27 protein-coding genes are annotated in these 26,520 nt (G+C 70.0%); 14 read left to right on the forward strand and 13 right to left on the reverse strand.

The features are described from left to right. Positions 1–6: 6 nt before the first annotated feature. Positions 7–1,173 carry an HpcH/HpaI aldolase/citrate lyase family protein gene (locus tag ACFY01_RS13205; protein WP_390735813.1) on the reverse strand — a complete coding sequence of 389 codons (1,167 nt, stop codon included), beginning with the start codon at positions 1,171–1,173 and terminating at the stop codon, positions 7–9. Positions 1,174–1,359: 186 nt separating this feature from the next. On the opposite strand from ACFY01_RS13205, the gene ACFY01_RS13210 reads away from it, so the two are divergent. Then, a complete protein-coding gene (locus tag ACFY01_RS13210; RefSeq protein ID WP_390735814.1) occupies positions 1,360–2,145 on the forward strand; it encodes a TerD family protein in 786 nt (261 codons plus the stop codon). A 16-nt stretch (positions 2,146–2,161) separates the two neighbouring features. Here ACFY01_RS13210 and ACFY01_RS13215 read toward each other — a convergent pair whose 3' ends face one another. The 6 genes from ACFY01_RS13215 to ACFY01_RS13240 form a co-directional block, all read right to left on the reverse strand. Next, entirely contained in the window at positions 2,162–2,899 is a 738-nt protein-coding gene (locus ACFY01_RS13215; protein WP_390735815.1) for a Tellurium resistance, read from the reverse strand. Between the two features lie 89 nt (positions 2,900–2,988). Continuing rightward, on the reverse strand, positions 2,989–4,128 hold the full coding sequence (locus tag ACFY01_RS13220) for a DUF475 domain-containing protein (RefSeq protein ID WP_390735816.1): 1,140 nt from the start codon (positions 4,126–4,128) through the stop codon (positions 2,989–2,991). Between the two features lie 123 nt (positions 4,129–4,251). Beyond that, complete coding sequence (locus ACFY01_RS13225; RefSeq protein ID WP_390735817.1) at positions 4,252–4,827, reverse strand: TerD family protein; 576 nt, start codon at positions 4,825–4,827, stop codon at positions 4,252–4,254. A 100-nt stretch (positions 4,828–4,927) separates the two neighbouring features. Next, positions 4,928–5,503 (reverse strand): calcium homeostasis/redox stress adaptation protein, encoded by a 576-nt coding sequence (locus ACFY01_RS13230; RefSeq protein ID WP_390735818.1) that lies wholly within the window; start codon positions 5,501–5,503, stop codon positions 4,928–4,930. A gap of 114 nt (positions 5,504–5,617) precedes the next feature. After that, positions 5,618–6,076, reverse strand: a complete 459-nt coding sequence (locus tag ACFY01_RS13235) for a peroxiredoxin (protein ID WP_390735819.1) — start codon at positions 6,074–6,076, stop codon at positions 5,618–5,620. 124 nt (positions 6,077–6,200) lie between these two features. Further along, entirely contained in the window at positions 6,201–6,638 is a 438-nt protein-coding gene (locus tag ACFY01_RS13240) for a DUF3052 domain-containing protein (protein ID WP_390735820.1), read from the reverse strand. Positions 6,639–7,089: 451 nt separating this feature from the next. On the opposite strand from ACFY01_RS13240, the gene aceE reads away from it, so the two are divergent. Together aceE and ACFY01_RS13250 are read left to right on the forward strand one after the other, a co-directional pair. Continuing rightward, positions 7,090–9,837: a pyruvate dehydrogenase (acetyl-transferring), homodimeric type gene (aceE, locus tag ACFY01_RS13245; RefSeq protein WP_390735821.1), complete on the forward strand. Its 2,748-nt coding sequence runs from the start codon at positions 7,090–7,092 to the stop codon at positions 9,835–9,837. Positions 9,838–9,915: 78 nt separating this feature from the next. Then, positions 9,916–10,668 carry a potassium channel family protein gene (locus ACFY01_RS13250; RefSeq protein ID WP_390735822.1) on the forward strand — a complete coding sequence of 251 codons (753 nt, stop codon included), beginning with the start codon at positions 9,916–9,918 and terminating at the stop codon, positions 10,666–10,668. 168 nt (positions 10,669–10,836) lie between these two features. On the opposite strand, the gene ACFY01_RS13255 is transcribed toward ACFY01_RS13250, so the two are convergent. Both ACFY01_RS13255 and ACFY01_RS13260 read right to left on the reverse strand, forming a co-directional pair. Then, the gene (locus ACFY01_RS13255; RefSeq protein WP_390735823.1) at positions 10,837–11,145 is read right to left on the reverse strand and encodes a small hydrophobic protein; all 309 of its coding nucleotides are present in this window, start codon (positions 11,143–11,145) and stop codon (positions 10,837–10,839) included. A 227-nt stretch (positions 11,146–11,372) separates the two neighbouring features. Then, a complete protein-coding gene (locus tag ACFY01_RS13260; RefSeq protein ID WP_390735824.1) occupies positions 11,373–12,989 on the reverse strand; it encodes an MFS transporter in 1,617 nt (538 codons plus the stop codon). A gap of 63 nt (positions 12,990–13,052) precedes the next feature. Here ACFY01_RS13260 and ACFY01_RS13265 point away from each other — a divergent pair, with 63 nt between their 5' ends. From ACFY01_RS13265 to ACFY01_RS13275, 3 genes are all read left to right on the forward strand, one after another. Then, positions 13,053–13,685, forward strand: coding sequence for a TetR/AcrR family transcriptional regulator (locus tag ACFY01_RS13265; RefSeq protein WP_390735825.1), 633 nt, complete (start codon positions 13,053–13,055; stop codon positions 13,683–13,685). An 82-nt stretch (positions 13,686–13,767) separates the two neighbouring features. After that, positions 13,768–14,985 carry an alpha/beta hydrolase gene (locus ACFY01_RS13270; RefSeq protein ID WP_390735826.1) on the forward strand — a complete coding sequence of 406 codons (1,218 nt, stop codon included), beginning with the start codon at positions 13,768–13,770 and terminating at the stop codon, positions 14,983–14,985. A 67-nt stretch (positions 14,986–15,052) separates the two neighbouring features. After that, complete coding sequence (locus ACFY01_RS13275) at positions 15,053–15,904, forward strand: DUF4429 domain-containing protein (RefSeq protein WP_390735827.1); 852 nt, start codon at positions 15,053–15,055, stop codon at positions 15,902–15,904. Between the two features lie 140 nt (positions 15,905–16,044). On the opposite strand, the gene ACFY01_RS13280 is transcribed toward ACFY01_RS13275, so the two are convergent. Next, positions 16,045–17,061 (reverse strand): aldo/keto reductase, encoded by a 1,017-nt coding sequence (locus tag ACFY01_RS13280; protein WP_390735828.1) that lies wholly within the window; start codon positions 17,059–17,061, stop codon positions 16,045–16,047. Then, the gene (locus ACFY01_RS13285) at positions 17,058–17,546 is read right to left on the reverse strand and encodes a MerR family transcriptional regulator (protein WP_390735829.1); all 489 of its coding nucleotides are present in this window, start codon (positions 17,544–17,546) and stop codon (positions 17,058–17,060) included. Before ACFY01_RS13285 ends, ACFY01_RS13280 begins: the two co-directional genes overlap by 4 nt. Before the next feature lie 98 nt (positions 17,547–17,644). Between ACFY01_RS13285 and ACFY01_RS13290 the strand changes: the two genes are divergently transcribed. Together ACFY01_RS13290 and ACFY01_RS13295 are read left to right on the forward strand one after the other, a co-directional pair. Beyond that, entirely contained in the window at positions 17,645–18,145 is a 501-nt protein-coding gene (locus tag ACFY01_RS13290; RefSeq protein ID WP_390735830.1) for a GNAT family N-acetyltransferase, read from the forward strand. 20 nt (positions 18,146–18,165) lie between these two features. Continuing rightward, positions 18,166–19,002, forward strand: a complete 837-nt coding sequence (locus ACFY01_RS13295) for a serine hydrolase domain-containing protein (protein WP_390735831.1) — start codon at positions 18,166–18,168, stop codon at positions 19,000–19,002. A gap of 136 nt (positions 19,003–19,138) precedes the next feature. Here the strand turns inward: ACFY01_RS13295 and ACFY01_RS13300 are convergent, their stop codons facing one another. Then, positions 19,139–19,792: a pirin family protein gene (locus ACFY01_RS13300; protein ID WP_390736218.1), complete on the reverse strand. Its 654-nt coding sequence runs from the start codon at positions 19,790–19,792 to the stop codon at positions 19,139–19,141. A 61-nt stretch (positions 19,793–19,853) separates the two neighbouring features. Between ACFY01_RS13300 and fasR the strand changes: the two genes are divergently transcribed. The 5 genes from fasR to fabF all read left to right on the forward strand — a co-directional run bounded on the left by fasR (position 19,854) and on the right by fabF (position 24,776). Beyond that, the gene (gene fasR / locus ACFY01_RS13305) at positions 19,854–21,059 is read left to right on the forward strand and encodes a fatty acid biosynthesis transcriptional regulator FasR (RefSeq protein WP_390735832.1); all 1,206 of its coding nucleotides are present in this window, start codon (positions 19,854–19,856) and stop codon (positions 21,057–21,059) included. 89 nt (positions 21,060–21,148) lie between these two features. Further along, entirely contained in the window at positions 21,149–22,063 is a 915-nt protein-coding gene (locus tag ACFY01_RS13310; RefSeq protein WP_390735833.1) for an ACP S-malonyltransferase, read from the forward strand. A gap of 10 nt (positions 22,064–22,073) precedes the next feature. Then, positions 22,074–23,075 (forward strand): ketoacyl-ACP synthase III, encoded by a 1,002-nt coding sequence (locus tag ACFY01_RS13315; protein WP_390735834.1) that lies wholly within the window; start codon positions 22,074–22,076, stop codon positions 23,073–23,075. A 103-nt stretch (positions 23,076–23,178) separates the two neighbouring features. Further along, on the forward strand, positions 23,179–23,427 hold the full coding sequence (locus tag ACFY01_RS13320) for an acyl carrier protein (RefSeq protein WP_015660680.1): 249 nt from the start codon (positions 23,179–23,181) through the stop codon (positions 23,425–23,427). 86 nt (positions 23,428–23,513) lie between these two features. Beyond that, the gene (fabF, locus tag ACFY01_RS13325; RefSeq protein WP_390735835.1) at positions 23,514–24,776 is read left to right on the forward strand and encodes a beta-ketoacyl-ACP synthase II; all 1,263 of its coding nucleotides are present in this window, start codon (positions 23,514–23,516) and stop codon (positions 24,774–24,776) included. Between the two features lie 82 nt (positions 24,777–24,858). On the opposite strand, the gene ACFY01_RS13330 is transcribed toward fabF, so the two are convergent. Then, positions 24,859–25,353: a DUF3145 domain-containing protein gene (locus tag ACFY01_RS13330; RefSeq protein WP_132851096.1), complete on the reverse strand. Its 495-nt coding sequence runs from the start codon at positions 25,351–25,353 to the stop codon at positions 24,859–24,861. A gap of 257 nt (positions 25,354–25,610) precedes the next feature. Here ACFY01_RS13330 and ACFY01_RS13335 point away from each other — a divergent pair, with 257 nt between their 5' ends. Next, positions 25,611–26,504 (forward strand): SGNH/GDSL hydrolase family protein, encoded by an 894-nt coding sequence (locus tag ACFY01_RS13335; RefSeq protein ID WP_390735836.1) that lies wholly within the window; start codon positions 25,611–25,613, stop codon positions 26,502–26,504. The last annotated feature ends 16 nt before the right edge of the window (positions 26,505–26,520 follow it).

Below are 26,520 nucleotides of genomic sequence, written 5' to 3' on the forward strand. Positions count from 1 at the left end.
TTGTGTTCAGCCGGGTATCCCGGCGGCGAGCAGCTCCACGAAGCCGACGTCCTCGTTGGCGACGCCGAACACCTCGGCGCGCAGCATGGTCCGCTCGGCCCAGGCGCGGTGCGGCTTCACCTCGTTCATCTTGTTCGTGTAGGCCGACCTGAGTACACCCCCACCGCCCCGTTCCGGCCGCAGGATGTCCGCCGCGTCGCTGAACTCCTCGTGGCTGACCACGGACAGCGCGTGCACGGGAAGCACGTGGGAGGGGTGGATGCAGGTCTTGCCGAGCAGGCCGTTGGCCTGGTCCAGGGAGATCTCCCGCAGCAGCCCGTCCATCGCGTGCTCGATGAGCCGTTCGCGCAGCCCCACGGCCTGCCCCTCCAGGAAGGGGCTGTGCCGCAGCATCGGCTTGAACATGCGCTCGGGCACCCGGAAGTACTCCCACACCGGCCCGGTCACCGTGAACCCCGTGCCGTCGGCCCGCCCCAGCATGTTCACCACGTCGGCGATCACGGAGGCGACGATCTGCACGTCGTACGCGGTCATGTCGGGGGCCCGGCGCAGCCCGTAGGAGGAGCAGAAGTCGGTCACGCCGAGGCGCAGGGCGAGGACCCGGTCGCGGTACTTGTCGACCGCCCGGAAGATCCCCTCCAGTGCCTCGACCCGTGATTCCAGGTACAGCAGCTCGGGCGTCTCCAGCACCGGCATGGCGAACAGCCGGCGCCCGGTCTGCGTCTCCGCGGTGGCCAGCGCCTCCAGGAAGGGGATGCCGCGTTCCTCGGTGAACTTGGGCATGACGAACCCGGACAGCAGCCGGACGGCGGGGCCGAGCCGGCGGGCCAGGTCGGGGATCTGTTCGGGCGCCCGGACCCGGATGAAGAGCAGGGGCAGCCCGGCGCCGTCCCGCGCTGCCAGATCGGCGAACTGGCGTACGAGGTTCTCCTCGCCCTCCACGACGTCCGCGTCGTCGATCGAGTCCTCCAGGCACAGCACCATCGAGACCACGCCGTTGCCGGCCTGCTTGACGATGTCGTCGGCGAGCCGCGGCCGGGTGGCGGGGCTGTACAGCGTGGCCCCCAGGGCCGCGGACAGCAGCCGGGCCGGGGAGTCGGCGGTGAACTCGCACGGTTCCTGGTGGAAGAGGCGCCGCCGCACCTCAGGGGCGATGTGCCCGAAATGACGCATGAAACTCCCCCGCGGCGCAAAGTAAGCCTGTGGATTCTGGAAACAGGTGGCCGGTAATAGTACGTAGGCGTCCATGTCCTGGGTTCCCCCGGGCCATGAATTTCAAGTAACGGCGGGCGTGCGCGTGGTTTCCCGCAGCCGGACCCCGCATTGTCGTGACCAGGACCGAGAGGGCAGGATGACCGCATGACGCACGCGATGCTGAAGGGGTCGAACGTCCCGCTGGAAGCCACGACGGTGCGCGCCGTGCTGCGCTGGGCGCCCGGGCAGGGGGTCCCGGACGTCGATGCCTCGGCGCTGCTCCTCGGCCCCGGCGGTCGTGTGCGCTCCGACGAGGACTTCGTGTTCTACAACCAGCCCCGGCACCCCTCCGGGAAGGTGTGGCGGCTCGGCAAGAAGCGCGCCGCCGAGGGCCTCACCGACACGATCCAGACGGATCTCACCGGTGTCGAGCCCGGCGTCGGCCGGATTCTCCTGGTCGCTTCGGCGGACGGCGTCCCCTTCGAGCACGTACAGGCCCTGCGCATCCTGCTGTACGACGCGAGCGTCCCGGACGGGGAGCCGCTGGCCCACTTCGACATCAAGCCCGAGACCGGCGCCGAGACCGCGCTGATCTGCGGTGAGCTGTACCGGCGGGGCGAGGGCTGGAAGTTCCGCGCGCTGGGCGAGGGCTACTCCAACGGCCTCAAGGGCCTGGCCACCGACTTCGGCATCTCGGTGGACGAGTCGGAGGCGGCGGAGGAGCCTTCCCCGTCGCAGCCGCTGCCCCCCGAGCAGCCGACGACCTCGGTCCCGCCGCAGCCCGCGTACGGCTATCCGCAGCAGCAGCCCGCGACCACGCAGCCGGCCTACGGATACCCCCAGACGACGAGCCCCGCGAGCCCGCCGGCCTACGGCTACCCGCCCGCGGCGACGGCCTTCCCGGACCCGGACTTCCGGCTGCCGCCGCAGGGGCCGCAGTTCGTGCGCTGAGCGGGCCCGGGGGCGGTCACTTCTCCGCCTTGGTCTTGTAGCCGCGCCCCCACTGGAGCCCCCACCCGTACAGCCGGTCGAGCTCGGCCTGGAACCCGTAGACGAACTTCACCTCGCGGCGGACGACCAGCTCGCCCTTGACGTTCTCGATCATCACCACGGCGCAGGAGCGGGCCTGCTGGTGGCGCTCGTCCAGGCCTATCTCGATGCGGGGGCCGTTGCTCGGGTAGAGGGTGACGATCGCGTGCGTGCGGTCGAACGCCGGCGTCTGGTCGTATATGTAGACGAAGACCAGCAGGCGCTTGATGTCGTCCCGGTGGTCGAGGTTGACGTAGATCGTCTCGCCGGACGCGGAACCGAACCGGTCGTCGCCGCTGAGCTTGACGTAGGGCGGCCCGTTGACGTCGCCGAGGTAGCCGCCGAGGGGCTGCACCACGCCCTTGGTGCCGTCCATGAGCTCGTACAGGCAGCCCAGGTCGAGGTCGACGTTGACCATGCTCTGCCCGTGCCCGAGGATCTCCGGCGGCTTGAGCGCCTGGAAGGGGCGCCGGAACAGGCCCCCGCGCGGGCCGTCACCGAAGTCGGACGTCCGCATCCGCCAGGTCAGGTTGACGCGCAGGTGCCCGGTGGCCGCGCCCTGCTTGGTGAGCGACACCTGGTGGTGCCGTTTGGTGAGCTCGATGGCGTTGCTCGCGGCGCTGCCCGAGTCGAAGTCGTTCGCACGCGCGCCCAGCAGCCCGTCGAAGAAGCCCATTCCCGCCCCCAGCTACTCAGATCACAAGCGAAGGGGGCGGCCGCCGTCGACGGCCGCCCCGCTCAGAGCGTTCCTCACCCGGAGGGCTGTCACACCCCGGACGAGACCTCCGCCTTCGCGTCGGCCTCGCCCTCCGCGTCCGCCAGCGCGCGGTTGCGGCGGACGGAGGACCAGAAGGACCAGCCGATCAGGACGACGCCGACGAGGCCGGTGATGACCTCGTTGATCTCGTACTGGATGGTGACCATGAGGATCACGGCCAGCGCGCCGATCGCGTAGTGGGCGCCGTGCTCCAGGTAGACGTAGTCGTCCAGGGTGCCCTGGCGGACCAGGTAGACGGTGAGCGACCGGACGTACATCGCGCCGATGCCCAGGCCCAGTGCCATCAGGACGATGTCGTTGGTGATGGCGAACGCGCCGATCACGCCGTCGAAGGAGAAGGACGCGTCGAGGACCTCGAGGTAGAGGAACATGAAGAACGCGGCCTGGCCTGCCAGTACGACCGCGGACCGCTTCTTGCCGGTGCGGGCGGCTTCTTCCTCCTCCTCGTGCTCGCGCTCCTCCTCTTCCTCGAGCTTGTCCTCGAAGTAGCCGGAGAGGCCACCGACGATCATGTACGTGATCAGGCCGGCGATGCCGGCGATCAGGACCGTCTGCGCCTTGTCGACGTGCGCGCCGCCGTGCTGGTGGGCGTGGGTGGCGAAGGTGAAGGAGGTGATCAGCAGGACGATCAGCGCGATGCAGACCGACAGCATGTCGACCTTGCCGAGCTTGGCCAGGGGGCGCTCGATCCAGCGCAGCCACTGGATGTCCCGGTCCTCGAAGATGAAGTCGAGGAAGATCATCAGCAGGAACATGCCGCCGAAGGCCGCGATCGCCGGGTGCGCGTCGGTGACCAGCTGCTGGTAGTGGTCCTTGTTGTTCAGCGCGAGGTCGACCGCGTCGATCGGGCCGATCTTGGCGGTGATGGCGACGATCACGACCGGGAAGACCAGTCGCATGCCGAAGACCGCGATGAGCACGCCGACCGTGAGGAAGATCTTCTGCCAGAAGGCGTTCATCTTCTTCAGGATCCCGGCGTTGACCACCGCGTTGTCGAATGACAGCGAGATCTCCAGGACGGCCAGGATCGCCACGATGCCGAAGGCTTCCCACCCCCCGTAGAAGATCGCCGCGACCAGGCCGAGCGCGGTGACCGCGAACGACCAGCCGAAGGTTTTGAGAAGCACTGCTTACCCCATCGTGTCCGTACGAGTCCGCGCCGGGCCGTACGCGGCTTTACCCACTGTTGACCCCGAAGTCTAGAGTGTCGCGACCGAACCGGGCCAGGAGGGGCGTTATGGCCGTGGCGCCTATGAGACGTTCACGCCGAAGTCCAGGGCGATGCCCCGCAGTCCGGACGCGTACCCCTGCCCCACCGCGCGGAACTTCCATTCGCCGTTGTAGCGGTAGAGCTCGCCGAAGATCATGGCGGTCTCGGTGGAGGCGTCCTCGCTGAGGTCGTAGCGGGCCAGTTCCTGGCCGTCGGCCTGGTTGACGACCCGGATGAAGGCGTTGGAGACCTGGCCGAAGGTCTGGCCGCGCTCGTCCGCCAGGTGGATGGAGACGGGGAAGACGATCTTGTCGCAGCCGGCCGGCACCTTCGGGAGGTCGACCAGGATCGACTCGTCGTCGCCCTCGCCCTCACCGGTGAGGTTGTCGCCGGTGTGCTCGACCGAGCCGTCGGGGCTCTTGAGCTGGTTGTAGAAGACGAACCACTCATCGCCGAGCACCCTTCCGCCGGCGCACAGCAGCGCGCTGGCGTCCAGGTCGAAGGGGGCGCCGGTGGTGGAGCGGGCGTCCCAGCCGAGTCCGATCATGACGTTGGTGAGGTTCGGTGCGGCCTTGGAGAGGGAGACATTGCCTCCCTTGGCGAGCGTGACGCCCATGTTGCTGGTCCTCCCCGGGGGTACTTCTCTTCTTCGGTTGTCCTGCACGTCCGGCGCCGACCGTAAACGGTGCGGCGCCGGAGAGAGCGAGCGGGGTGCCTCAGACGTTGACGCCGAAGTCCTGGGCGATCCCGCGCAGGCCGGAGGCGTAGCCCTGGCCGATGGCGCGGAACTTCCACTCCGCGCCGTGCCGGTACAGCTCGCCGAAGACCATCGCCGTCTCGGTGGAGGCGTCCTCGCTCAGGTCGTACCGGGCGATCTCCTGCTCGCCGGCCTGGTTGACGACGCGGATGAACGCGTTGCGCACCTGGCCGAAGGACTGCTGGCGGTTCTCGGCGTCGTAGATCGAGACCGGGAAGACGATCTTCTCGATGTCGGCCGGGACGCCGGCCAGATTGACCTTGATCTGCTCGTCGTCACCCTCGCCCTCACCGGTGAGGTTGTCGCCGGTGTGCTCGACCGAGCCGTCGGGGCTCTTGAGGTTGTTGAAGAAGACGAAGTGCTGGTCGCTCGCGACCTTGCCGGAGTTGTTCAGCAGCAGCGCGCTGGCGTCGAGGTCGAAGTCGGTGCCGGTCGTGGTGCGGACGTCCCACCCCAGACCGACGATGACGGCGGTCAGGCCCGGGGCCTCCTTCGTCAGCGATACGTTGCCGCCCTTGCTGAGGCTGACTCCCACGGGTCCTCCATGTGGTGTCCAGGGGCGGGGAGCCCCGTCGTGCGTCGGATACCGGATCAACGATTCGATCCTAGTGACGGGTTCCCGCACACCGCAGTCCCGGGAGGTGAACAATCACAGGGTGTCGAGCGCCTTGACGTACTCGTTCAGGTCACGGGCGTCCGGAAGCGCGTTGACGACGGTCCAGCGGACCACGCCCTCCTTGTCGATGACGAAGGTGCCGCGCACGGCGCAGCCCTTGTCCTCGGCGAACACGCCGTAGGCGCGGGAGACCTCGCCGTGCGGCCAGAAGTCGCTCAGCAGCGGGTACTCGAGGCCCTCCTGCTCGGCGAAGACGCGCAGGGTGTGGATGGAGTCGTTGGAGACGGCGAGCACCTGGGTGTCGCGGTCGTCGAACTGCGGCAGGTTGTCGCGCACCTCGCACAGCTCGCCGGTGCACACGCCGGTGAAGGCGAAGGGGTAGAAGAGCAGCACCACGTTCTTCCGGCCGTGGAAGTCGGACAGCTTCACGGTCCTGCCGTGGTTGTCCTTCAGTTCAAAGCCGGGGGCCTTGTCGCCGACCTGGATCGCCATTCGTCCTGCTTCCCTTCGGTGGGACTGTTGGGGTGGGAACACCCTACGCAGCGCCCACCCCGGGGTGGTGGACGGGCCGAGCACGGCCCGGCCCGTCCACCACCCGGTGTCCGGGACGAGGCGGTTACCTCTTGGACTTCGCGGCCTTCGGCGTCGCCAGACGCGAGCCGCTCCAGTCCTTGCCCACGCTGACGCTCTTGGACGCCGTCAGCCCAGCGGTGGTCGCGGCTTCCGAGATGTCACTCGGCTCCACGTACCCCGAACGGCCGGTCTTCGGCGTGAGGAGCAGGATCGCCCCGCCCTCCTCGATGTACGTGGTGGCATCGACCAGCGCATCCGTCAGGTCGCCGTCATCGTCGCGGAACCACAGCACGACGGCATCGGCCACGTCGTCGTAGTCCTCGTCCATCAGCTCGCTGCCGATGACTTCCTCGATGGACTCGCGGAGCTCCTGGTCGACGTCGTCGTCGTAGCCGATCTCCTGGACCACCTGCTCGGGCTGGAACCCCAGCCTGACGGCAGGGCTAGTCCGCTCCTCCGCGTGGTCCGCGGTCGCGCTCACGGGTTGCCTCCTGATCATGTCTTGGTAGATATCTCAGCCACGCGCGTGCGCGAAGCATTGGCCGTAGTCCACACGGGCGGGGCGGATCGCGCAAGTACCCGGCCGTTCGGACCGCCGAAACGGTGACGATCCCGGCCGTGTCGCCGCAACTTACGGCACCGTATCGCGAGCCCGCCCGACGTACACCACACCCTTGTGCCCGGTTTGCGAGGTTTGAAATCATTCAAAATCATCCGCGGATACGACGCTCGAACAACTTTGCCATTCCCGTCACTCGTCGGGCGTATCGTTGCGTTTTGGCCGGGCCTGCCCGAGTGCCGCTCGAGGGGGACCGTACGGACGCCTCCGTTACCTCACGGTAGAGATGACGTACGCCTTCCCGAGGTACACGATGGGGAGCGGTGTAAGGCACGAGCAACAAAAAGTGGCCCTCTGACAGGTAAGGAACAGCGTGGCTTCCGGATCCGATCGCAACCCGATCATCATTGGCGGCCTTCCGAGTCAGGTTCCTGACTTCGATCCCGAAGAGACCCAGGAGTGGCTCGACTCCCTGGACGCCGCCGTCGACGAGCGAGGCCGGGAACGGGCCCGGTTCCTCATGCTGCGTCTGATCGAGAGGGCCCGCGAGAAGCGCGTGGCCGTGCCCGAGATGCGCAGCACGGACTACGTCAACACCATCCCCACCAAGAGCGAGCCGTTCTTCCCCGGCAACGAGGAGATCGAGCGCAAGATCCTCAACGCGACCCGCTGGAACGCGGCCGTGATGGTCTCGCGCGCGCAGCGGCCCGGCATCGGCGTCGGCGGCCACATCGCCACCTTCGCCTCCTCCGCCTCCCTGTACGACGTGGGCTTCAACCACTTCTTCCGCGGCAAGGACGAGGGCGACGGCGGCGACCAGGTCTTCTTCCAGGGCCACGCCTCCCCGGGCATCTACGCGCGCGCGTACCTGCTCGACCGGCTCTCCGAGCGGCAGCTGGACGGCTTCCGCCAGGAGAAGTCGAAGTACCCCGACGGCCTGTCCAGCTACCCGCACCCGCGCTCCATGCCGGACTTCTGGGAGTTCCCCACGGTCTCCATGGGTCTCGGCCCCCTCGGCGCGATCTACCAGGCGCGGATGAACCGCTACATGGAGGCGCGCGGCATCGCGGACACCTCCAAGTCGCACGTGTGGGCGTTCCTCGGCGACGGTGAGATGGACGAGCCGGAGTCGCTCGGCCAGCTGAGCATCGCCGCCCGTGAGGGCCTGGACAACCTGACCTTCGTCGTGAACTGCAACCTCCAGCGCCTCGACGGCCCGGTGCGCGGCAACGGCAAGATCATCCAGGAGCTGGAGTCGGTCTTCCGCGGCGCCGGCTGGAACGTGATCAAGCTGATCTGGGACCGCTCCTGGGACCCGCTGCTCGCGCAGGACCGGGACGGCGTGCTGGTCAACAGGATGAACACGACGCCGGACGGCCAGTTCCAGACGTACGCCACCGAGACCGGGGCGTACATCCGCGACCACTTCTTCGGCGACGACCACCGGCTGCGCGCCATGGTCGAGAACATGACCGACCACCAGATCCTGATGCTGGGCCGCGGCGGTCACGACCACCGGAAGATCTACGCGGCGTTCAAGGCGGCCAACGAGCACAAGGGCCAGCCGACGGTCATCCTCGCCAAGACGGTCAAGGGCTGGACGCTGGGCCCGAACTTCGAGGGCCGCAACGCCACGCACCAGATGAAGAAGCTGACGGTCGACGACCTCAAGCGCTTCCGCGACCGGCTGCACCTGCCGATCTCCGACAAGGAGCTGGAGTCCGGCGCGCCGCCGTACTACCACCCTGGCCGGAACTCGGAGGAGATCCAGTACATGCACGACCAGCGCAAGAAGTGCGGCGGGTACGTCCCGACGCGCGTCGTGCGCTCCAAGCCGCTCGCGCTGCCGGACGACAAGACGTACGCGACGGTGAAGAAGGGCTCGGGCCAGCAGTCCATCGCGACGACCATGGCCTTCGTCCGGCTCCTGAAGGACCTCATGCGGGACAAGGAGATCGGCAAACGGTTCGTGCTGATCGCGCCCGACGAGTACCGCACGTTCGGCATGGACTCCTTCTTCCCGAGCGCGAAGATCTACAACCCGCTGGGCCAGCAGTACGAGTCGGTCGACCGCGAGCTGCTGCTCGCGTACAAGGAGTCGCCGACCGGGCAGATGCTGCACGACGGCATCTCGGAGGCGGGCTGTACGGCCTCGCTGATCGCGGCCGGCTCGGCGTACGCCACGCACGGCGAGCCGCTGATCCCGGTGTACGTCTTCTACTCGATGTTCGGTTTCCAGCGCACCGGCGACCAGTTCTGGCAGATGGCCGACCAGCTCGCGCGCGGCTTCGTCCTGGGCGCGACCGCGGGCCGTACGACCCTGACCGGTGAGGGCCTCCAGCACGCGGACGGCCACTCGCAGCTGCTGGCCTCCACGAACCCGGCCTGTGTCGCCTACGACCCGGCGTACTCGTACGAGATCGCGCACATCGTCCAGGACGGTCTGCGCCGTATGTACGGCGGCGACGCGGAGCACCCGCACGGCGAGGACGTCTTCTACTACCTCACCGTCTACAACGAGCCCATCCAGCACCCGGCCGAGCCGGCGGACGTGGACGTGGAGGGCATCCTCAAGGGCATCCACCGGATCGGCGCCGCCACCTCGGGCTCGATCCCGGCCCAGATCATGGCGTCCGGTGTGGCGGTCCCGTGGGCGCTTCAGGCCCAGCGGATCCTCGCCGCGGACTGGGACGTCAAGGCCGACGTGTGGTCGGCGACCTCCTGGAACGAGCTGCGCCGCGAGGCCGTGGCCGTGGAGGAGCACAACCTGCTGCACCCGGAGGAGGAGCAGCGGGTGCCGTACGTGACGCGGAAGCTGGCCGGCTCCGAGGGTCCGTTCGTGGCGGTGTCCGACTGGATGCGCTCGGTCCCGGACCAGATCGCGCGGTGGGTGCCGGGCACGTACCAGTCGCTGGGCGCGGACGGCTTCGGCTTCGCCGACACCCGGGGCGCGGCCCGCCGGTTCTTCCACATCGACGCGCAGTCGATCGTGGTGGCGGTGCTGACCGAGCTGGCGCGCGAGGGCAAGGTCGACCGGTCCGTGCTCAAGCAGGCCATCGACCGGTACCAGCTGCTCGACGTGACGGCGGCGGACCCGGGGGTGGCCGGGGGCGACGCGTAGTCGCCGCGCGGCTTGAACGGGTGACGGGCGGCGGAGCCTGGACTCCGCCGCCCTTACCCGTTCTTTACGATTGCGGCCATGAACGAACAGACACCGCAGGCCCGTTGGGAGCGGCGCACCCAACGGCCGCTGCTGGCGCTAGCGGTGGCGTTCGCCGTCGCCTACGCCGTGCCGATCGTGGACAGCTCCGCCAACCGGCTGCTGACGTCCCTGTGCACGGTGACGGAGTGGGTGGTGTGGGGGGCGTTCGCCACCGACTACCTGATGCGGCTCGCTCTCACCCCGCACCGCAGGGTGTTCGTGCGGACGCACTGGATAGACCTGGGCGCGGTGGTGCTGCCCATGCTGCAACCCCTCCGGCTGCTGCGGATGGTGGCGACGCTGCTGCTGGTCGGGCGGCGGGCGCGGATGGCCTCGCAGATCCGGCTGACGACGTATGTCGCCGGTGCGGTGGTGGGGTTGCTGATGTTCGGCTCGCTCGCGGTGCTGTCCGTGGAGCGGGAGTCACCGCGGGGGAACATCCGGACGCTGGGTGACGCGGTGTGGTGGTCGTTCACCACGATGACGACCGTGGGGTACGGGGATCACGCCCCGACGACCGGGCTCGGGCGCATGATCGCGGTCGGGCTGATGCTGTCGGGGATCGCGCTGCTCGGTGTCGTCACCGCGAACATCGCCGCCTGGTTCATCGGGCAGTTCGCCAAGGACGACCTGGAGGAACGCCGGCAGACGGAGGCCATCGAGACCCTGACGGAGGAGGTCCGCCTGCTGCGGGCGGAGGTCGCGGCGCTGGCCGGGCGGGAGAGGGTCGGTGAGGAGCAGCCGCGCTGAGTGGTCGGGCGGAGGCGGGGCTGGGCGGAGGTGGGTCGCGCGGCCCGGCGCTGCCGGGGTCCCGCTGCGCCCACCCTCCCCCACTCTCGGCTTCGCTCGAGCGGGGCCCCCATCGCCCCAGCGGCACGTCTGCCCGCAGCTACTGCGGCTGCAACGGCAGTGCGCCGCCTAGAAGAACCCGTTGCCCATCGTCGCCGACCCCGCCAGCCAGATGATGGCCAGCAGGGTGTCGATGGCGCCCAGGACCAGGGCCACCAGAGCGGGGATGTTGCGGTCGGGCGACCATGTGCGGCCCATCGCCAGCCAGCCGCAGACGACTGCCACCGGGCCGAGGATGATGCCCAGGGTGAAGAAGCCGGCGACCGCGCATATGGTCCCGATGATTCCGAGCGTCGCGCGATCCGGCCCGCTCCGCTGCCACGTCCGGCCGCGTGAACGGGGGTACCTGCGCGTTCCGTGCCCGAATCCCGCCATCATCAACTCCCTGGTCGCTCATGGACTGTTCGGGTTCGATGCTCGGGTACCCCTGTTCCGCGTCCCCAGACCTGCGCGCTGCCCCCCTCCAGCAGCGCGCCACGGTCCGGGCCTCCTCCCATGCCCTGCGGAGGACTTGACCCACTGTGACCTGTGGCGCGTGCCGGGGGCGAGGAATCTTTAGCGGAGTCACCCTGATAGGGGAACTTCGCCTGGAGGCGACCGCAGACCTAGATGTGGCCCACGCCCGCGCCCGCCTCCGCGTTCTCGCCGCGCTTGGTGAGCAGGGCGACCAGGATGGCCACCGCGGCCACACCCGCCGCGACCAGAGACGCCAGGCTCATGCCGGAGATGAAGGTGTCGTGCGCGACGGTGGTGATCTTCTCGACCAGCGGCTGCGGCGTGCCCTTGGCCACCGGCGCCACCCCGACCTGGACCGCCTCGGAGGCCTGGTCCAGCTGGGCGGGGGTGAGCCCCGGCAGACCCGCGCCGGTCCAGTTGCCCGGCAGGTCGCTGTCAACCTTGGAGGCCATCACGGCGCCCAGCACGGCCGTGCCGAGGCTGCCGCCGATCTGCATCGCGGCCTGCTGGAGACCGCCGGCCACACCGGAGAGCTCCATCGGGGCGTTACCGACGATGACCTCCGTGGCGCCGACCATGACGGGCGCGAGGCCGAGGCCCAGCAGGGCGAACCAGAGGGACATGACGGCGCTGCCGGTGTCCGTCTCAAGCGTGGACATGCCGTACATGGCGATCGTGGTGGCCGCCATGCCGCCGGCGAGCGGGATGCGCGGGCCCAGCTTGGTGATCATGGCGCCGGCGATCGGGGAGCCGACGATCATCATCCCGGTGAGCGGGAGCAGGTGGAGACCGGCGTCGATCGGGCTCATCCCGTGCACGTTCTGGAGGTAGAACGTGACGAAGAACAGACCGCCCATGAACGCGATGGCCATCAGGACCATCAGGACCACGCCCGCCGACAGCGGCACCGAGCGGAACAGGCCCAGCGGGATCAGCGGCTCCTTCACCTTGGTCTCCCAGAAGGAGAACACGGCGAAGAGCACCGCGGACGCGACGATGAAGCCCCACGTCTTGCCGTCGCCCCAGCCCCAGGTGGGGGCCTTGATGAGCGCCCAGACCAGGCAGAACATCGCGCCGGAGAGCAGGGCGATGCCGAGGATGTCGAAGGAACGCGGGGCGTTCTCCGCCCGGTGGTCCTTCAGGATCAGCAGACCGAGGGTGAGGGCGAGCAGACCGACCGGCACGTTGATGAAGAACACCGACTGCCAGTTGACGTGCTCGACCAGGACGCCGCCGAGGATCGGGCCGCCCGCGGTGGAGGCGCCGATGACCATGCCCCAGATGCCGATCGCCATGTTGAGCTTGTCGGCCGGGAAGGTGGCCCGCAGCAGGCCGAGGGCGGCCGGCATCAGCAGCGCGCCGAACAGGCCCTGGAAGACACGGAAGGTGACGACCGCGGCGATGCTGCTGGACAGGCCGATGGCGCCCGAGGCGGCGGCGAAGCCGACGACGCCGATCAGGAAGGTCTGCCGGTGGCCGAACCGGTCGCCGAGCTTGCCCGCGGTGATCAGGGACACCGCGAGGGCGAGGAAGTAACCGTTGGTGATCCACTGGACCTGCGCGAAGGTGGCGCCGAGGTCCTTCTGGATGGCCGGGTTAGCGATCGCCACGATGGTGCCGTCGAGGGCCACCATCATGACGCCCACGGCCACGGTTATCAGGGTGAACCACGGGTGACCGCGCAGCCCGCCGGCCGGGGTCGGGTCCGGCGGGGCTGCCGGTGCCTTGTCCCCCGGCCCCGTCGAGTCGATGGTCTGACTAGTCATACGCGCGAGGCTAGTGTCAGTCGCTGACAATTGACAAAACATTTCAGTTACGGAGAGAAGCACATGAGTGAAGCGGGGTTGCGCGAGCGCAAGAAGCGGCGCACCCGGGACGCCCTGCTGCGCGCCGCGCTCGAACTGTTCCTCACCCAGGGGTACGAGCACACCACCGTCGACGAGATCGCCGAGGCCGTCGACGTCTCGCAGCGCACCTTCTTCCGCTACTTCGCCGGCAAGGAGGACGCGGCCTTCTTCGTCATCCGGCTCGCGGAGTCGCACTACGTCCGGGCCGTACGCGAACGCCCGTCGCACGAGGCCCCGCTGGAGACACTGCGACAGGCCGTCATGGCGAGCTGGGACACCATCGGGGAGGCCATCGAGCAGGTCGTCCCGGTCGAACTCCACCTGCGCGCCCACAAGATGATCGAGGCCACGCCCGCTCTGCTCGCCGCCCACCTGCGGCGCCAGGAGGAGGTGGAGGAGGAGATCGCGAGGATCATCGCCGAGCGCGAGGGCCTCGACGTGGACACCGACCCGCGCCCGCGCCTCCTGGTGGCCCTCTTCGGTGGAGTGATGCGAGTCACTCAACGGACCTGGTCGGTGGGCGAGGAGTGCAGTATCGAGGCGATGCGCGAGCTCACCGCCGCCTATCTGGACCAGGTGGGGCCCGCGCTGACCGGAAACTGGCGATCCGCCTGAGTTCCCCGTCACACCTGACGAAACGTGATCCCTGTCACTCGGTTACCGCGAGACCCTCCCGTTCTCTTAGTGTGTCCTCCCAGTGACTTCCTTCGACTCCTCCCCGCAACTCAACGTCTGGCGCGCGCTGCTCGCTCTGGCCGTCGTGTTCGTGATGCTCGCGACCACCGGCTGGACCGCCCTGCGCGGGCACCGGGAGACGACCCCCTTGCAGGCCTCGCTCTCCGCCTGGGAGCACGGCCGCGTCGGCGGGCACCGGCTGCCGGACCCGGACGAGGGTCCCACCCGGCTCGGCCGCTTCTTCGCCTCGCTCACCGAGCGGCAGCGCACCGGCCTCGCCCACAGCTACCCGCTCGCGGTCGGCAACATGAACGGCGCCCCCGTCGAGCTGCGCTACCGGGCCAACCGCATCGCGCTGAAGAAGCAGCGCAAGGTGGACGCGAAGCGCATGCACGACAGCCGGCTCTCCCCGGCCGGACAGCAGCAGGCGGGCCTGCGCATGCACCGCTACGAGTCACTCATGAGCAAGGACCGGCAGATCCTCGCCTTCGACCCCGACGGCTCGGGCCGGGTCGCCGAGGTGTTCGGCAACCTCGACCAGGCCGAGCGGATCTCCGTCGTCGTCCCCGGCGTCGACACCGACCTGCTCACCTTCCAGCGGACGAACCGCAGGTACACCGCCCCGGTCGGCATGGCCGAGGCCCTGTACGCGGCCGAGCGCACCGCGAGCCCCACGACCCGTACGGCCGTGATCGCCTGGGCCGACTACACCGCCCCCAGCGGGCTCGGCATCGACTCGGCCACGGCGATGCGCGCCGAGGACGGCGCCGTACGCCTGAACGCGCTGCTGCGCGCGCTGCCCGGCAGCGCCCCCGTCACCACGTTCTGCCACAGCTACGGCTCCGTACTGTGCGGGGTGGCCGCGCGCGACATGCCGCGCCGGGTGGCCGACATAGCCGTCGCCGCCAGCCCCGGCATGCACGCCTCCCAGGCCTCGCACCTGGGCACCGGAGCCCGGGTGTGGGCCATGCGGGACGCCTCCGACTGGATCCAGGACGTGCCGTACCTCGAGGTCGGCGGGCTCGGCCACGGCGCCGACCCGGTCTCCACGGCGTTCGGCGCGCGGGTGCTGTCGGCCCGGGACGCCGAGGGGCACGCCGGCTACTTCGAGCCGGGCACGGACAGCCTGCGCAACTTCGCCGACATCGGGGTCGGCGCGTACGACTCGGTGCGGTGCGCCCGCAGCGATGACGGGTGCCGGGACGGTTTGTCCGGTACGACGACGGCCGGACGCGCGTAGAGACAGCAGGAAGTGCGGTCCGCGCGGGGAGGGACGTGATGAGCCGGTGCCGCTTACGATGAGCCGCATGGGTGACGTACTGGCCGGATTTCATGCCGCCTGGGAGTTCGAGTCCGACTCCGTGCTCATCCGTTACGAACGGGGGATTCGAACACCGAAGCTGTTCCAGGCGCTGGGCGAACGACGTGTCCCCCTGGCCGCGCTCGAAGACGTGACGCTCACCCCCGGCCGACGCGGGACCGTCGTACTGCGGGCCGTGCCCCGCGCCGGCGCCGATCCGCTGATCGAGGCGGCGGCCGGACAGCTGAAGGACGCCTACGACCCGTACCGGCTGGTGCTGCCCGCCGAACGGGAGACACTCGCGGAGTACTACGCCGACGAACTGCGGGGCCTGCTGACCGAGTCCGGGCCGGCGGACCGGCACCTGGTGGCGGCACCCTCCGGGCCCCTCCAGTTCAAGGCGTACGACGGCAAGGCGTTCTTCGACGGCGCCTCGGTACGGTTCCGGTGGTTCTGGACGGGCGCCTCCACGGCCAAGTGGAAGGCCGGCGACCAGAGCTTCCCGGTCGCCGACCTGGGCGGCGTCGAGTGGCGCTCACCCGACGTCCTCGAAGGCCACCTCCGCCTCGTCCCCCGCCACTCGGCGAACGAGCACCCCGCGCCGCCGGACCAGGATCCGGCGGCGGTGGTGTTCGGGCTGGGGTACGGGCCGGTGCACGAGTCACTGCCGTTCGCTGCGGCGGTGTTGGCGGCGGTTCGGGGACGGCGGCCGGGGGCCGGGGTGTCTTCCGCGGCGGCGCGCCGCGATCCCGCCGACATCGCGGAGCGGATCCGGCACCTCGGGGAGTTGCATGAGGCGGGGTTGGTGACGGACGAGGAGTTCTCCTTCAAGAAGGCGGAGCTCCTCACGGAGCTTTAGCCGTGTGCGACCAACCGTCTGCCGGGTGCGGTTGAGTGTCGGCTGCCGACTCCGTCGTGGCTGGTCGCGCCCACGCGGCGGAGCCGCATATCGATACAGCCCCGCGCCCCTTCCGGGGCGCGTCCACCTCGGGCTGCTGGTTACTCCCGGCCTGCCGATGCGAAGGACATGTCCGCGTAGCGGTCGCCTGACACCTTTGTCGCTATCGGGTCCAGGAGGGACAGTTCGTCGTCGGTCAGTTTGATGGTCGTCGCCTTCGCGTTCTCCTCCACCCGGTGCCGCTTGGTCGTGCCCGGGATCGGGACCACCGGCAGGTTGTGGACGGTGGTCCGCTGGTGGGTCCAGGCGAGGGCGATCTGGGCGAGGGAGGCGTCGTGGGCGGCGGCGACGGCGCGGATCGGTTCCAGGAGGGCCGCGTTGGCCGCCGCGTTGTCGCCGATGAAGCGGGGCTGGTGGCGGCGGAAGTCACCGGCCGTGAGATCGTTCTCGGCGTCGGCGAAGGAGCCGGTCAGGAAACCCCGGCCCAGCGGGGAGTACGGCACCAGGGCCACGCCCAGTTCGGCGGCCGCGGGTACCACGTTCGCCTCGATGTCACGGCTGAACAGCGACCACTCCGACTGCACGGCGGCGATCGGGTGCACGCCCTGGGCCGCGCGCAGTTCGCCGGCGGTGACCTCACTCAGGCCGAGGTGCTTGACCTTGCCCTCGCGCACCAGGTCGGCCATCGTGCCGACGGTCTCCTCGATGGGGACGTTCACATCGCGGCGGTGCATGTAGTAGAGGTCGATGACGTCGACGTCCAGCCGCTTCAGGCTCGCCTCGACGGCCTGGCGGATGTACGGCGGGTCGTTGCGGACGACCCGCCGGCTCGGATCGTCCGGCGGGATCGACAGGGCGAACTTGGTGGCGACGACGACCTCGTCCCGGTGCGCCTTGAAGAACGGGGCGAGGAACCGCTCGTTCTCCCCGGAGCCGTACATGTCCGCGGTGTCGTAGAGCGTCACGCCCAGCTCCAGCGCGCGCTCCAGGGCGGCCCTCGCCTCCCCCGCGTCCGCCGGGCCGTACGCGGCGCTCATGCCCATGCAGCCGAGGCCCTGGACGCTCACCTCCGGGCCGGTCTCGCCGAGCCGTACCGTCGGGATCCTGCTGTCGGTCATCGATTCCTCCCCGTGGCGTGGACGCGTCCCGCGTCCGCGTAGAAACTGATCTTCCGGTCCAGTACGGACAATGTGTCCCGCAGTTCGGCGATCCGGGTCAGCACGTCCCGCCGGGTCGCCTCCAGCAGCTCCTGCCGCTCCTCGAACGTGTGGTCGCCCTCGCGCACCAGTTCGGCGTACCGGACCATGTCGGCGACCGGCATGCCGGTCAGCCGCAGCTTGGTGACGAAGTCCAGCCAGTCCAGGTCGCGGTTGCAGTAGCGGCGCTGGCCGGTGTGCGAGCGGTCGATGTGGGACATCAGGCCGATCCGCTCGTACCAGCGCAGGGTGTGGGCGGTGAGGCCGGTGAAGGCCACCACCTCGCTGATCGTGTATCTGTCCTGACCGTCGGGACGCGGGTGCCGCCGCGGTGGGGCGGAGCAGATGTCGGCGGGGTTGTTCGCTTCTCGCTCGGTGGCCGCTGGCGTGGTCTGCATCACCGTCATGGCCCCCACGCTATGACCTTGGAGTGCACTCCAAGCAAGCGGAAACCGGTAAGAAATCCGGAGGACGGGCCGGGGGCGCGGTCGTTAGCGTGCGGGCCATGAGTCTCGTACGCCGTGCCACGCCCGAGGACGCCGCCGAAGTACTGCGGCTGCGCCAGGTCATGATCGACTCTGTCTTCGCGGGAGGGGGCGGGGACGGCGGCGGCGCCGACTGGCACGGGGAGTCCCTGCCGACGCTGCGGGCCCGACTCGCCGAACCCGACGGGGACTTCACTGACTTCACGGCCTTCGCGGCCTTCGTGGTCGACCACCCCGAACGGCCGGGGGCGCTGGCCGCGCTGGTGGTGGGGACGGTGGAGTACCGGATCGGGCGGGCCGACAACCCGCACGGGCGGGTGGGGCACGTCTTCAGCGTCGCCACCGACCCCGACGCGCGGCGGCGGGGATACGCGCGCGCGTGCATGGAGGAGTTGCTGGAGTGGTTCCGGGAGCGGGGTGTCCGGCAGGTCGACCTGAACGCGTCCGCCGAGGCCGAGCCGCTGTACGCGGCGCTGGGCTTCGTGCGCAAGCCGGACCCCTCGATGCGGCTGGCGCTCTGAGCCGCGGCTAGGCTCGGGCCATGGCGTTGAACAGCTTGGCCGGCTTGGCGTTGATCGAGAACTGGCCCGTGCCGACCGCGGCGGCGGGTGTCGTACGGGCCGACGGCACGGTCCTGGGGACCCACGGGCCCGCCGGGCGGCGCTTTCCGCTGGCCTCGGTCACCAAGCCGCTCGCGGCGTACGCGGTGCTCGTCGCGTACGAGGAGGGGGCGATCGAGCTCGACGAGCCGGCGGGGCCGCCCGGCTCGACGGTGCGTCACCTGCTCGCGCACACCTCCGGGCTGGCCTTCGACGAGCACCGGGTGACGGCGGCGGCCGGGGAGCGGCGGCTGTACTCCAACGCCGGGTTCGAGCAGCTGGGGGATCACGTCGCCAAGGCGACGGACATTCCCTTCGCGGAGTATCTGCGGCAGGCGGTGCTGGAGCCGCTGGGGATGACGTCGACGTCGCTGGAGGGTGCCCGCTCCCCCGCGAAGGACGGGGTGTCGACAGTCGATGACCTGCTGCGGTTCGCGGCGGAGGTGCAGGCGCCGCGGCTGCTGGATCCGCGTACGGTGGCTGAGGCGATGACGGTGCAGTATCCGGGGACGAAGGGTGTACTGCCCGGGTACGGGCACCAGAACCCCAATGACTGGGGGCTGGGGTTCGAGATCCGGGACGGCAAGTCGCCGCACTGGACGGGGGCTTCGTCGTCGGCTCGCACCTTCGGGCATTTCGGGCAGTCCGGTACGTTCCTGTGGATCGACCCGGCGGCGGGGGCGGCGGCGGTCGCCCTGACGGACCGCGCGTTCGGGTCGTGGGCGGTCGAGGTGTGGCCGGTGTTCACGGACGCGGTGCTGGCGGAGCTGCGGGGCTGAGCCCGGCGAGCGGTTTTCGCCCCCGCCGGGCTGATGATCGAGAGCCTCGCCTTCCAGCCCACTCGCACGGGTGGTGGGTGGGCATAGGCCCGGGGGTCTGGGGGCGGAGCCCCCAGCGGACCGGAGCGTATCGGGCTTAGGTGGTCATCTCCCACACCAGGAGTTCCGCCGGGCCCGTCGCCGTCGCCTCGAGGCCCTCGGGCATGGTGAGCCGTGCCGAGTCACCGGGGGTCAGGGTCTCCCCCGCCAGTTGGATCCCGCCGCGGACCACGTGGGCGTACACGTACGCCGCGTCCGGGAGTGCCGTGCGTTCGCCCGGGGTCAGGCGGCGTACGTGGAGCATCGCTCCGGCCGAGGGGACGGCGTAGGGGGTGGAGTCGGCGATGCCGTGGACGATCTCGTAGGACGGGGTGCCGCCGGGGACGAGCGGGGCCAGCCACATCTGGAGGAAGGTGAGGGGGACCGTGCCGGCGTTGCGCTCGACGTGGCGGACACCCGACGCCGAGCTGAGGCGCTGGACGTCGCCGGGGCGGACGATCGTCTCGCGGCCGGTGGAGTCGCGGTGGGTCAGTTCGCCCTCGACGACCCAGGTGACGATCTCCGTGTGGCTGTGCGGGTGCTCGTCGAAGCCGGCGCCGGGGCCGAGCCGCTCCTCGTTGCAGGCGATGACCGCGCCGAAGCGAAGGTTGTCGGGGTCGTAGTGCGGGCCGAAGGAGAAGGCGTGGCGGGAGTCGATCCCGGCCCGGGGGTCGCCGCCGTGGTAGCGCTCCGTGGCGCGCCTTACGTCGATCACGGGACCACCGTAGACCCGGCGGCGCACCCGCCCGTCCCGATAAGGCAGTCTTGTCCACGTGCCCGAACCAGAAACCGGCAAGTCCGAACACGCAGCGCCCGGCGTCCACCAGCACCAAGCGACCCTGAGGCGGCTGGAGAAATCCTCCGGGAGTCTCGCCGCGCAGGCCATCGCGCGGATGGACGAGACCCTGCCGTGGTACCGGGCGATGCCTCCGGAGAACCGTTCCTGGATCGGGCTGGTGGCCCAGGCGGGTATCGCCGCGTTCACCGAGTGGTTCCGACACCCGGACGCGCCCCAGGCGATCTCCACGGACGTGTTCGGGACGGCGCCCCGCGAGCTGACCCGGGCGATCACGCTGCGGCAGACCGTGGAGATGGTGCGGACCACCATCGAGGTCATGGAGAGCGCCATCGACGAGGTGGCGGCCCCGGGCGATGAAGGGGTGCTGCGCGAGGCTCTGCTCGTGTACGCGCGGGAGATCGCCTTCGCCACCGCGCAGGTGTACGCGCAGGCCGCCGAGGCACGCGGTGCCTGGGACGCGCGGCTGGAGTCGCTGGTCGTGAACGCGGTGCTCAGCGGTGAGGCCGACGAGGGGGCGGTCAGCAGGGCCGCGGCGCTGGGCTGGAACTCGCCCGAACACGTGTGCGTGGTGCTGGGCACGGCCCCCGACGGGGACAGCGAGCTGACGGTGGAGGCCATCCGGCGGGCCTCGCGCCACGCCAAGCTCCAGGTGCTGACGGGGGTGCTCGGGGACCGGCTGGTCGTCATCGCGGGCGGCAGCGACAATCCGCTGGCCGTCGCCCGGTCGCTCATCGGGCCGTTCGCCGCGGGGCCGGTCGTCGCGGGCCCGGTGGTGCCCGACCTGCTGGCCGCGACCCGGTCCGCGCAGGCCGCGGCGGCCGGACTGAAGGCGTGTTCGGCGTGGCAGGACGCGCCGCGCCCGGTGTTGGCGGACGATCTGCTTCCGGAGCGCGCCATCGCCGGTGATCCCGGGGCGCGCGAGCAACTGGTGGAGGAGATCTACAGACCACTGGAGGAAGCCGGGTCGGCGCTTCTGGAAACCCTGAGCGTCTATCTGGAGCAGGCGAGCAGTCTGGAAGGAGCGGCGCGCATGCTTTTCGTCCACCCCAACACCGTGCGCTACCGGCTTCGACGTGTGACTGACGTCACCGGCTGGTCGCCCTCCGATGTACGATCCGCGTTCACGCTGCGGATCGCGCTGATCCTGGGGCGTCTGGCCGATGGGGATGCCCAACCCTAGGCTTTTGTCGGGGGCCTACAAAACCCCCTCCTGTTCTTCGTCCCTGTCCTCACGGGCGGCCGCGGCCGTCCCCAAGAGAGAGTGTGAGAGTGCTCGTACTCGTCGCTCCCGGCCAGGGCGCCCAGACGCCCGGCTTCCTGACTCCCTGGCTCGAACTGCCCGGCGCCGCCGACCGCGTCGCCGCCTGGTCGGACGCCATCGGCCTGGACCTCGCCCACTACGGCACCCAGGCCGACGCGGACGCCATCCGCGACACCTCGGTGGCCCAGCCGCTGCTGGTCGCGGCCGGGCTCCTGTCCGCCGCGGCACTCGGTGACATGTTGCCGGGCGCGGTCGCCGGTCACAGCGTCGGCGAGATCACCGCGGCCGCCTTCGCGGGCGTACTGGACGACACCGCCGCGCTGGGCCTCGTACGCAGGCGCGGCCTGGCCATGGCGGAGGCCGCGGCGATCACCGAGACCGGTATGTCGGCGCTGCTCGGCGGCGACCCGGAGGTGTCCGTCGCGCACCTGGAGAAGCTCGGCCTGACCCCGGCGAACATCAACGGCGCGGGCCAGATCGTCGCCGCGGGCACGCTGGAGCAGCTGGCCGCGCTGAGCGAGGACAAGCCCGAGGGCGTCCGCAAGGTCGTCCCGCTGAAGGTCGCCGGCGCCTTCCACACGCACCACATGGCCCCCGCGGTCGACGTCCTCGCCAAGGCCGCCGCGGCCCTGGCGCCGGCCGACCCGAAGGTCACGTACGTCTCCAACAAGGACGGGCGGACCGTCGCCTCCGGCCCCGAGGTGCTCGAGCGGCTGGTGGGTCAGGTCGCCAACCCGGTCCGCTGGGACCTGTGCATGGAGACCTTCAAGGAACTCGGTGTCACCGCGCTGATCGAGGTGTGCCCCGGCGGCACCCTGACCGGCCTGGCCAAGCGCGCCCTGCCCGGCGTGCCGACGCTCGCCCTGAAGACCCCCGACGACCTCGACGCGGCCCGCGCGCTCATCGCCGAGCACGGTGCCTAAGGAGCCCTGAATGGCGAAGATCAAGCCCAGCAAGGGCGCCCCGTATGCGCGCATCCTCGGTGTGGGCGGCTACCGCCCGACCCGGGTGGTGCCCAACGAGGTGATCCTCGAGACGATCGACTCGTCCGACGAGTGGATCCGCTCGCGCTCCGGCATCGAGACCCGGCACTGGGCGAACGACGAGGAGACCGTCGCCGCCATGTCGGTCGAGGCGTCCGGCAAGGCCATCGCCGACGCCGGCATCTCCGCCGAGCAGATCGGCGGCGTGATCGTCTCGACCGTCTCGCACTTCAAGCAGACCCCGGCCGTCGCGACCGAGATCGCCGACAAGCTCGGCACGAACAAGGCCGCGGCCTTCGACATCTCGGCGGGCTGCGCGGGCTTCGGCTACGGCCTCACGCTCGCCAAGGGCATGATCGTCGAGGGCTCGGCGGAGTACGTGCTCGTCATCGGTGTCGAACGGCTGTCCGACCTGACCGACCTGGAGGACCGGGCGACGGCCTTCCTGTTCGGTGACGGCGCGGGCGCGGTCGTCGTGGGTCCGTCGAAGGAGCCCGCGATCGGCCCGACGGTCTGGGGCTCGGAGGGCGACAAGTCCGAGACCATCAAGCAGACCGTGCCCTGGACGGACTACCGGGCCGGCGCGGTGGAGAAGTTCCCCGCGATCACGCAGGAAGGCCAGGCGGTGTTCCGCTGGGCCGTGTTCGAGATGGCGAAGGTCGCCCAGCAGGCGCTGGACGCGGCCGGGATCAGCCCGGACGAACTGGACGTCTTCATTCCGCACCAGGCCAACGAGCGGATCATCGACTCGATGGTGAAGACGCTGAAGCTGCCGGAACACGTCACGGTCGCCCGCGACGTGCGCACCACCGGCAACACCTCGGCCGCCTCGATTCCGCTCGCGATGGAGCGGCTCCTGGCGACCGGCGAGGCGAAGAGCGGCGACACCGCACTCGTCATCGGATTCGGGGCGGGTCTCGTCTACGCCGCGACGGTCGTTACCCTCCCCTAGGCACTCCGTGCCGGATCATGCATCCGGTGCGGTCTGCACCTGCCCGCCGCCGGCGCGGCGGGACGCCACACACCGTCTGGATATCTAAGAAGGAGCGCCTGACATGGCCGCCACTCAGGAAGAGATCGTCGCCGGTCTCGCCGACATCGTGAACGAGATCGCCGGCATCCCGGTTGAGGACGTCCAGCTGGACAAGTCCTTCACCGACGACCTGGACGTCGACTCGCTGTCCATGGTCGAGGTCGTCGTCGCCGCCGAAGAGCGCTTCGACGTCAAGATCCCGGACGAGGACGTCAAGAACCTCAAGACCGTGGGCGACGCGACCGATTACATCCTCAAGCACCAGGCCTGAGCCTTTCCCTAGGACCTCAGGCTGCTAGGCCCCGCCACCCGGCGGTGGCGCCGCTGAATCCCCATTCCGTTGGAGAAAGAATTCCCGTGAGCCCGACCAATCGCACCGTGGTCGTCACCGGTATCGGCGCAACCACACCGCTGGGTGGCGACGTAGCCTCGTTCTGGGAGGCCCTGATCGCCGGCCAGTCCGGCGTCAGCCTCCTGGAGCAGGAGTGGGCGGCCGAACTGCCGGTCAAGATCGCCGCGCAGATCGCCGTCGAACCGGGCGAGATCATCCCCCGCCCGCAGGCCCGCAAGCTGGACCGGTCCGCGCAGTTCGCGCTGATCGCCGCTCAGGAGGCCTGGAAGGACGCCGGTTTCACCGCCAAGGCCGGTGAGGACGCGTCCGTGAACCCCGACCGGCTGGGTGCCGTCATCGCCTCCGGCATCGGCGGTGTGACCACCCTGCTCGACCAGTACGACGTTCTGCGGGAGAAGGGCGTACGCCGTGTCTCCCCGCACACCGTGCCGATGCTGATGCCCAACTCCCCGGCGGCCAACGTCGGTATCGAGCTGGGCGCGCGCGCCGGTGTGCACACCCCGGTCTCGGCCTGCGCCTCGGGCGCGGAGGCCATCGGCTACGCCATCGAGATGATCCGCACGGGCCGCGCCGACGTCGTCGTCGCGGGCGGCACGGAGGCGGCCATCCACCCGCTGCCGATCGCCGCGTTCGGCAACATGATGGCGATGTCCAAGAACAACGACGACCCGCAGGGCGCCTCGCGTCCCTACGACTCCGGCCGGGACGGCTTCGTCCTCGGCGAGGGTGCCGGTGTGATCGTCCTGGAGTCCGAGGAGCACGCCAAGGCCCGCGGCGCCCGGATCTACGTCGAGGCCGTCGGCCAGGGCATCTCCGCCGACAGCCACCACATCACGCAGCCCGAGCCGTCCGGCAACGGCATCGCGCACGCGCTCCAGAACCTGCTCGACAACTCCGACCTCAAGCCGGCCGAGGTCGTGCACGTGAACGCGCACGCCACGTCGACGCCGCAGGGTGACGTCGCCGAGATCAAGGCGCTGCGGAAGGTGTTCGGCGACGACGTCGACCACATGGCGATCTCCGCGACCAAGTCGATGACGGGTCACCTGCTCGGTGGCGCGGGCGGCATCGAGACGGTCGCGTCGATCCTCGCCCTGACCAAGCGGGTGGCTCCGCCGACGATCAACCTCGACGAGCTCGACCCCGAGGTCAACGCGGACGTCGTGCGCGGCGAGGCCCGTCCGCTGCCCGAGGGCCGCATCGCCGCGCTGAACGACTCGTTCGGCTTCGGCGGCCACAACGTGGTGCTGGCGTTCCGGACGATCTGACCGGCGCCGCTGAGCCCATGAAGGGGCCCCCACCAGTTGGTGGGGGCCCCTTTCATAGGTCTTCCTGCGTGCCGGGCGGCGATCACACCACCTGGTGCAGCCAGCGCACCGGGGCGCCCTCGCCCGCGTAGCGGAACGGTTCGAGTTCGTCGTCCCAGGGCTTGCCGAGGAGCTTGGCGATCTCGGCCTCCAGGTCCGTCTCGTCGCGCTGGGACCGTGTCAGGGCGGCGCGCAGCCGGTCCTCGGGGATGAGGATGTCGCCGTGGATGCCGGTGACGGCGTGGAAGATGCCGAGGTCGGGGGTGCAGCTGTAGCGCTCGCCCTCGGCGGTGGGACAGGGCTCGGCGGTGACCTCGAAACGCAGCAGGTGCCAGCCGCGCAGCGCCGAGGCGAGTTTGGAGGCGGTGCCGGCCTGGCCCTGCCAGGAGAACTCCGAGCGCCAGGTGCCGGGGGCCGCGGGCTGCCGGATCCAGTCGAGGCTGACCCGTGTGCCCAGCACCCCGGCGACGGCCCATTCGACGTGCGGGCACAGCGCGCGCGGCGCGGAGTGCACGTACAGAACTCCACGTGTCGTCACCGGAACCTCCGGGCAGAGCGGGACATCTTGCGGTCGGGCTGGGCGGCAGTGACGCGACGGCCGCGTTGATGGCGAGGCTACCGTGCGGCGGCGCAAGGAGTGTGACGTACCGTCGCTCCCGGGGCCAGGAAACGCCCGCCATTCACCCATGGGGACGCTAGTACGGGTGTGAGCCGTTCCATGCCGCCCACCGGGAACCCTCGCGCGTTGTCATGGGTTGGGGACCATGACGGCACGACGAGGGGATGGACCTGGGCATGCGATATCGACGCCGGCGTTCACGGGCCGTTCTCGCCGTAGTGCTGGCGGCGGTTCTGGGGGCGGCCGGCTGTGACGTCGTGGGCGGTGACTCCCCGGCGCCGGACGGCACCCGCGCGAAGGCGTCCAGGCCGGCCCCGGTGTGGGACCGCAGCCCCTCCTCGATCGCCGCGGTCGGCGACTCCATCACCCGCGGCTTCGACGCGTGCATGGTGCTGTCGGACTGCCCCGAGGTGTCCTGGGCGACCGGCACCAGCAAGCAGGTCGACAGTCTGGCGGTACGGCTGCTGGGGCGGTCCAAGGCGGCCGGGCGCAGCTGGAACTACGCGGTGACCGGCGCCCGGATGGCGGACCTGCCGGGGCAGATGACCCAGGCGGTCACCCGGAAGCCCCAGTTGGTGACGGTGATGGCCGGGGCGAACGACGCCTGCCGGGCGACGCCCTCGGCGATGACCTCGGTGACCGCGTTCCGGGCCTCCTTCGAGGAGGCGATGAGCACACTGCGCGAGTCCCTGCCGAAGACGCAGGTGTACGTGGCGAGCGTGCCGAACCTGAAGCGGCTGTGGTCCGAGGGCCGGACGAACCCGCTGGGCAAGCAGGTGTGGAAGCTGGGCATCTGCCCGTCGATGCTGGGTGACGCGGACGACCTGACCAGCACGGCGACCCTGCGCCGGGACACGGTGCAGCAGCGGGTGGAGGCCTACAACAAGGTGCTGGAGGAGGTCTGCGCCAAGGACCGGCGGTGCCGCTTCGACGGGAACGCGGTCTTCGACTACCGCTTCGGCACCGGTCAGCTGAGCCGCTGGGACTGGTTCCACCCGAGCACGGACGGCCAGTCCCGGCTGGCGGCGATCGCGTACCGGACGGTCACGGCGAAGGAGCCGGTGACCTAGGTTCGTGACCTGGGTT

This window comes from Streptomyces sp. NPDC001480 (assembly GCF_042894725.1).
Taxonomy (GTDB): Bacteria; Actinomycetota; Actinomycetes; order Streptomycetales; family Streptomycetaceae; genus Streptomyces.

Bases quoted from the DNA above. Each gene is read 5' to 3' on its own strand.
- ACFY01_RS13265 (WP_390735825.1), top strand. From the start codon at position 13,053: ATGAGTGAAGCGGGGTTGCGCGAGCGCAAGAAGCGGCGCACCCGGGAC.
- ACFY01_RS13335 (WP_390735836.1), top strand. From the start codon at position 25,611: ATGCGATATCGACGCCGGCGTTCACGGGCCGTTCTCGCCGTAGTGCTG.
- ACFY01_RS13255 (WP_390735823.1), bottom strand. From the start codon at position 11,145: ATGATGGCGGGATTCGGGCACGGAACGCGCAGGTACCCCCGTTCACGC.
- ACFY01_RS13320 (WP_015660680.1), top strand. From the start codon at position 23,179: ATGGCCGCCACTCAGGAAGAGATCGTCGCCGGTCTCGCCGACATCGTG.
- ACFY01_RS13250 (WP_390735822.1), top strand. From the start codon at position 9,916: ATGAACGAACAGACACCGCAGGCCCGTTGGGAGCGGCGCACCCAACGG.
- ACFY01_RS13215 (WP_390735815.1), bottom strand. From the start codon at position 2,899: ATGGGCTTCTTCGACGGGCTGCTGGGCGCGCGTGCGAACGACTTCGAC.
- ACFY01_RS13315 (WP_390735834.1), top strand. From the start codon at position 22,074: ATGGCGAAGATCAAGCCCAGCAAGGGCGCCCCGTATGCGCGCATCCTC.
- ACFY01_RS13280 (WP_390735828.1), bottom strand. From the start codon at position 17,061: ATGACCGACAGCAGGATCCCGACGGTACGGCTCGGCGAGACCGGCCCG.
- ACFY01_RS13225 (WP_390735817.1), bottom strand. From the start codon at position 4,827: ATGGGCGTCACGCTCGCCAAGGGAGGCAATGTCTCCCTCTCCAAGGCC.
- ACFY01_RS13275 (WP_390735827.1), top strand. From the start codon at position 15,053: ATGGGTGACGTACTGGCCGGATTTCATGCCGCCTGGGAGTTCGAGTCC.
- ACFY01_RS13290 (WP_390735830.1), top strand. From the start codon at position 17,645: ATGAGTCTCGTACGCCGTGCCACGCCCGAGGACGCCGCCGAAGTACTG.
- ACFY01_RS13260 (WP_390735824.1), bottom strand. From the start codon at position 12,989: ATGACTAGTCAGACCATCGACTCGACGGGGCCGGGGGACAAGGCACCG.
- ACFY01_RS13210 (WP_390735814.1), top strand. From the start codon at position 1,360: ATGACGCACGCGATGCTGAAGGGGTCGAACGTCCCGCTGGAAGCCACG.
- ACFY01_RS13285 (WP_390735829.1), bottom strand. From the start codon at position 17,546: ATGACGGTGATGCAGACCACGCCAGCGGCCACCGAGCGAGAAGCGAAC.
- ACFY01_RS13235 (WP_390735819.1), bottom strand. From the start codon at position 6,076: ATGGCGATCCAGGTCGGCGACAAGGCCCCCGGCTTTGAACTGAAGGAC.
- ACFY01_RS13205 (WP_390735813.1), bottom strand. From the start codon at position 1,173: ATGCGTCATTTCGGGCACATCGCCCCTGAGGTGCGGCGGCGCCTCTTC.
- ACFY01_RS13295 (WP_390735831.1), top strand. From the start codon at position 18,166: ATGGCGTTGAACAGCTTGGCCGGCTTGGCGTTGATCGAGAACTGGCCC.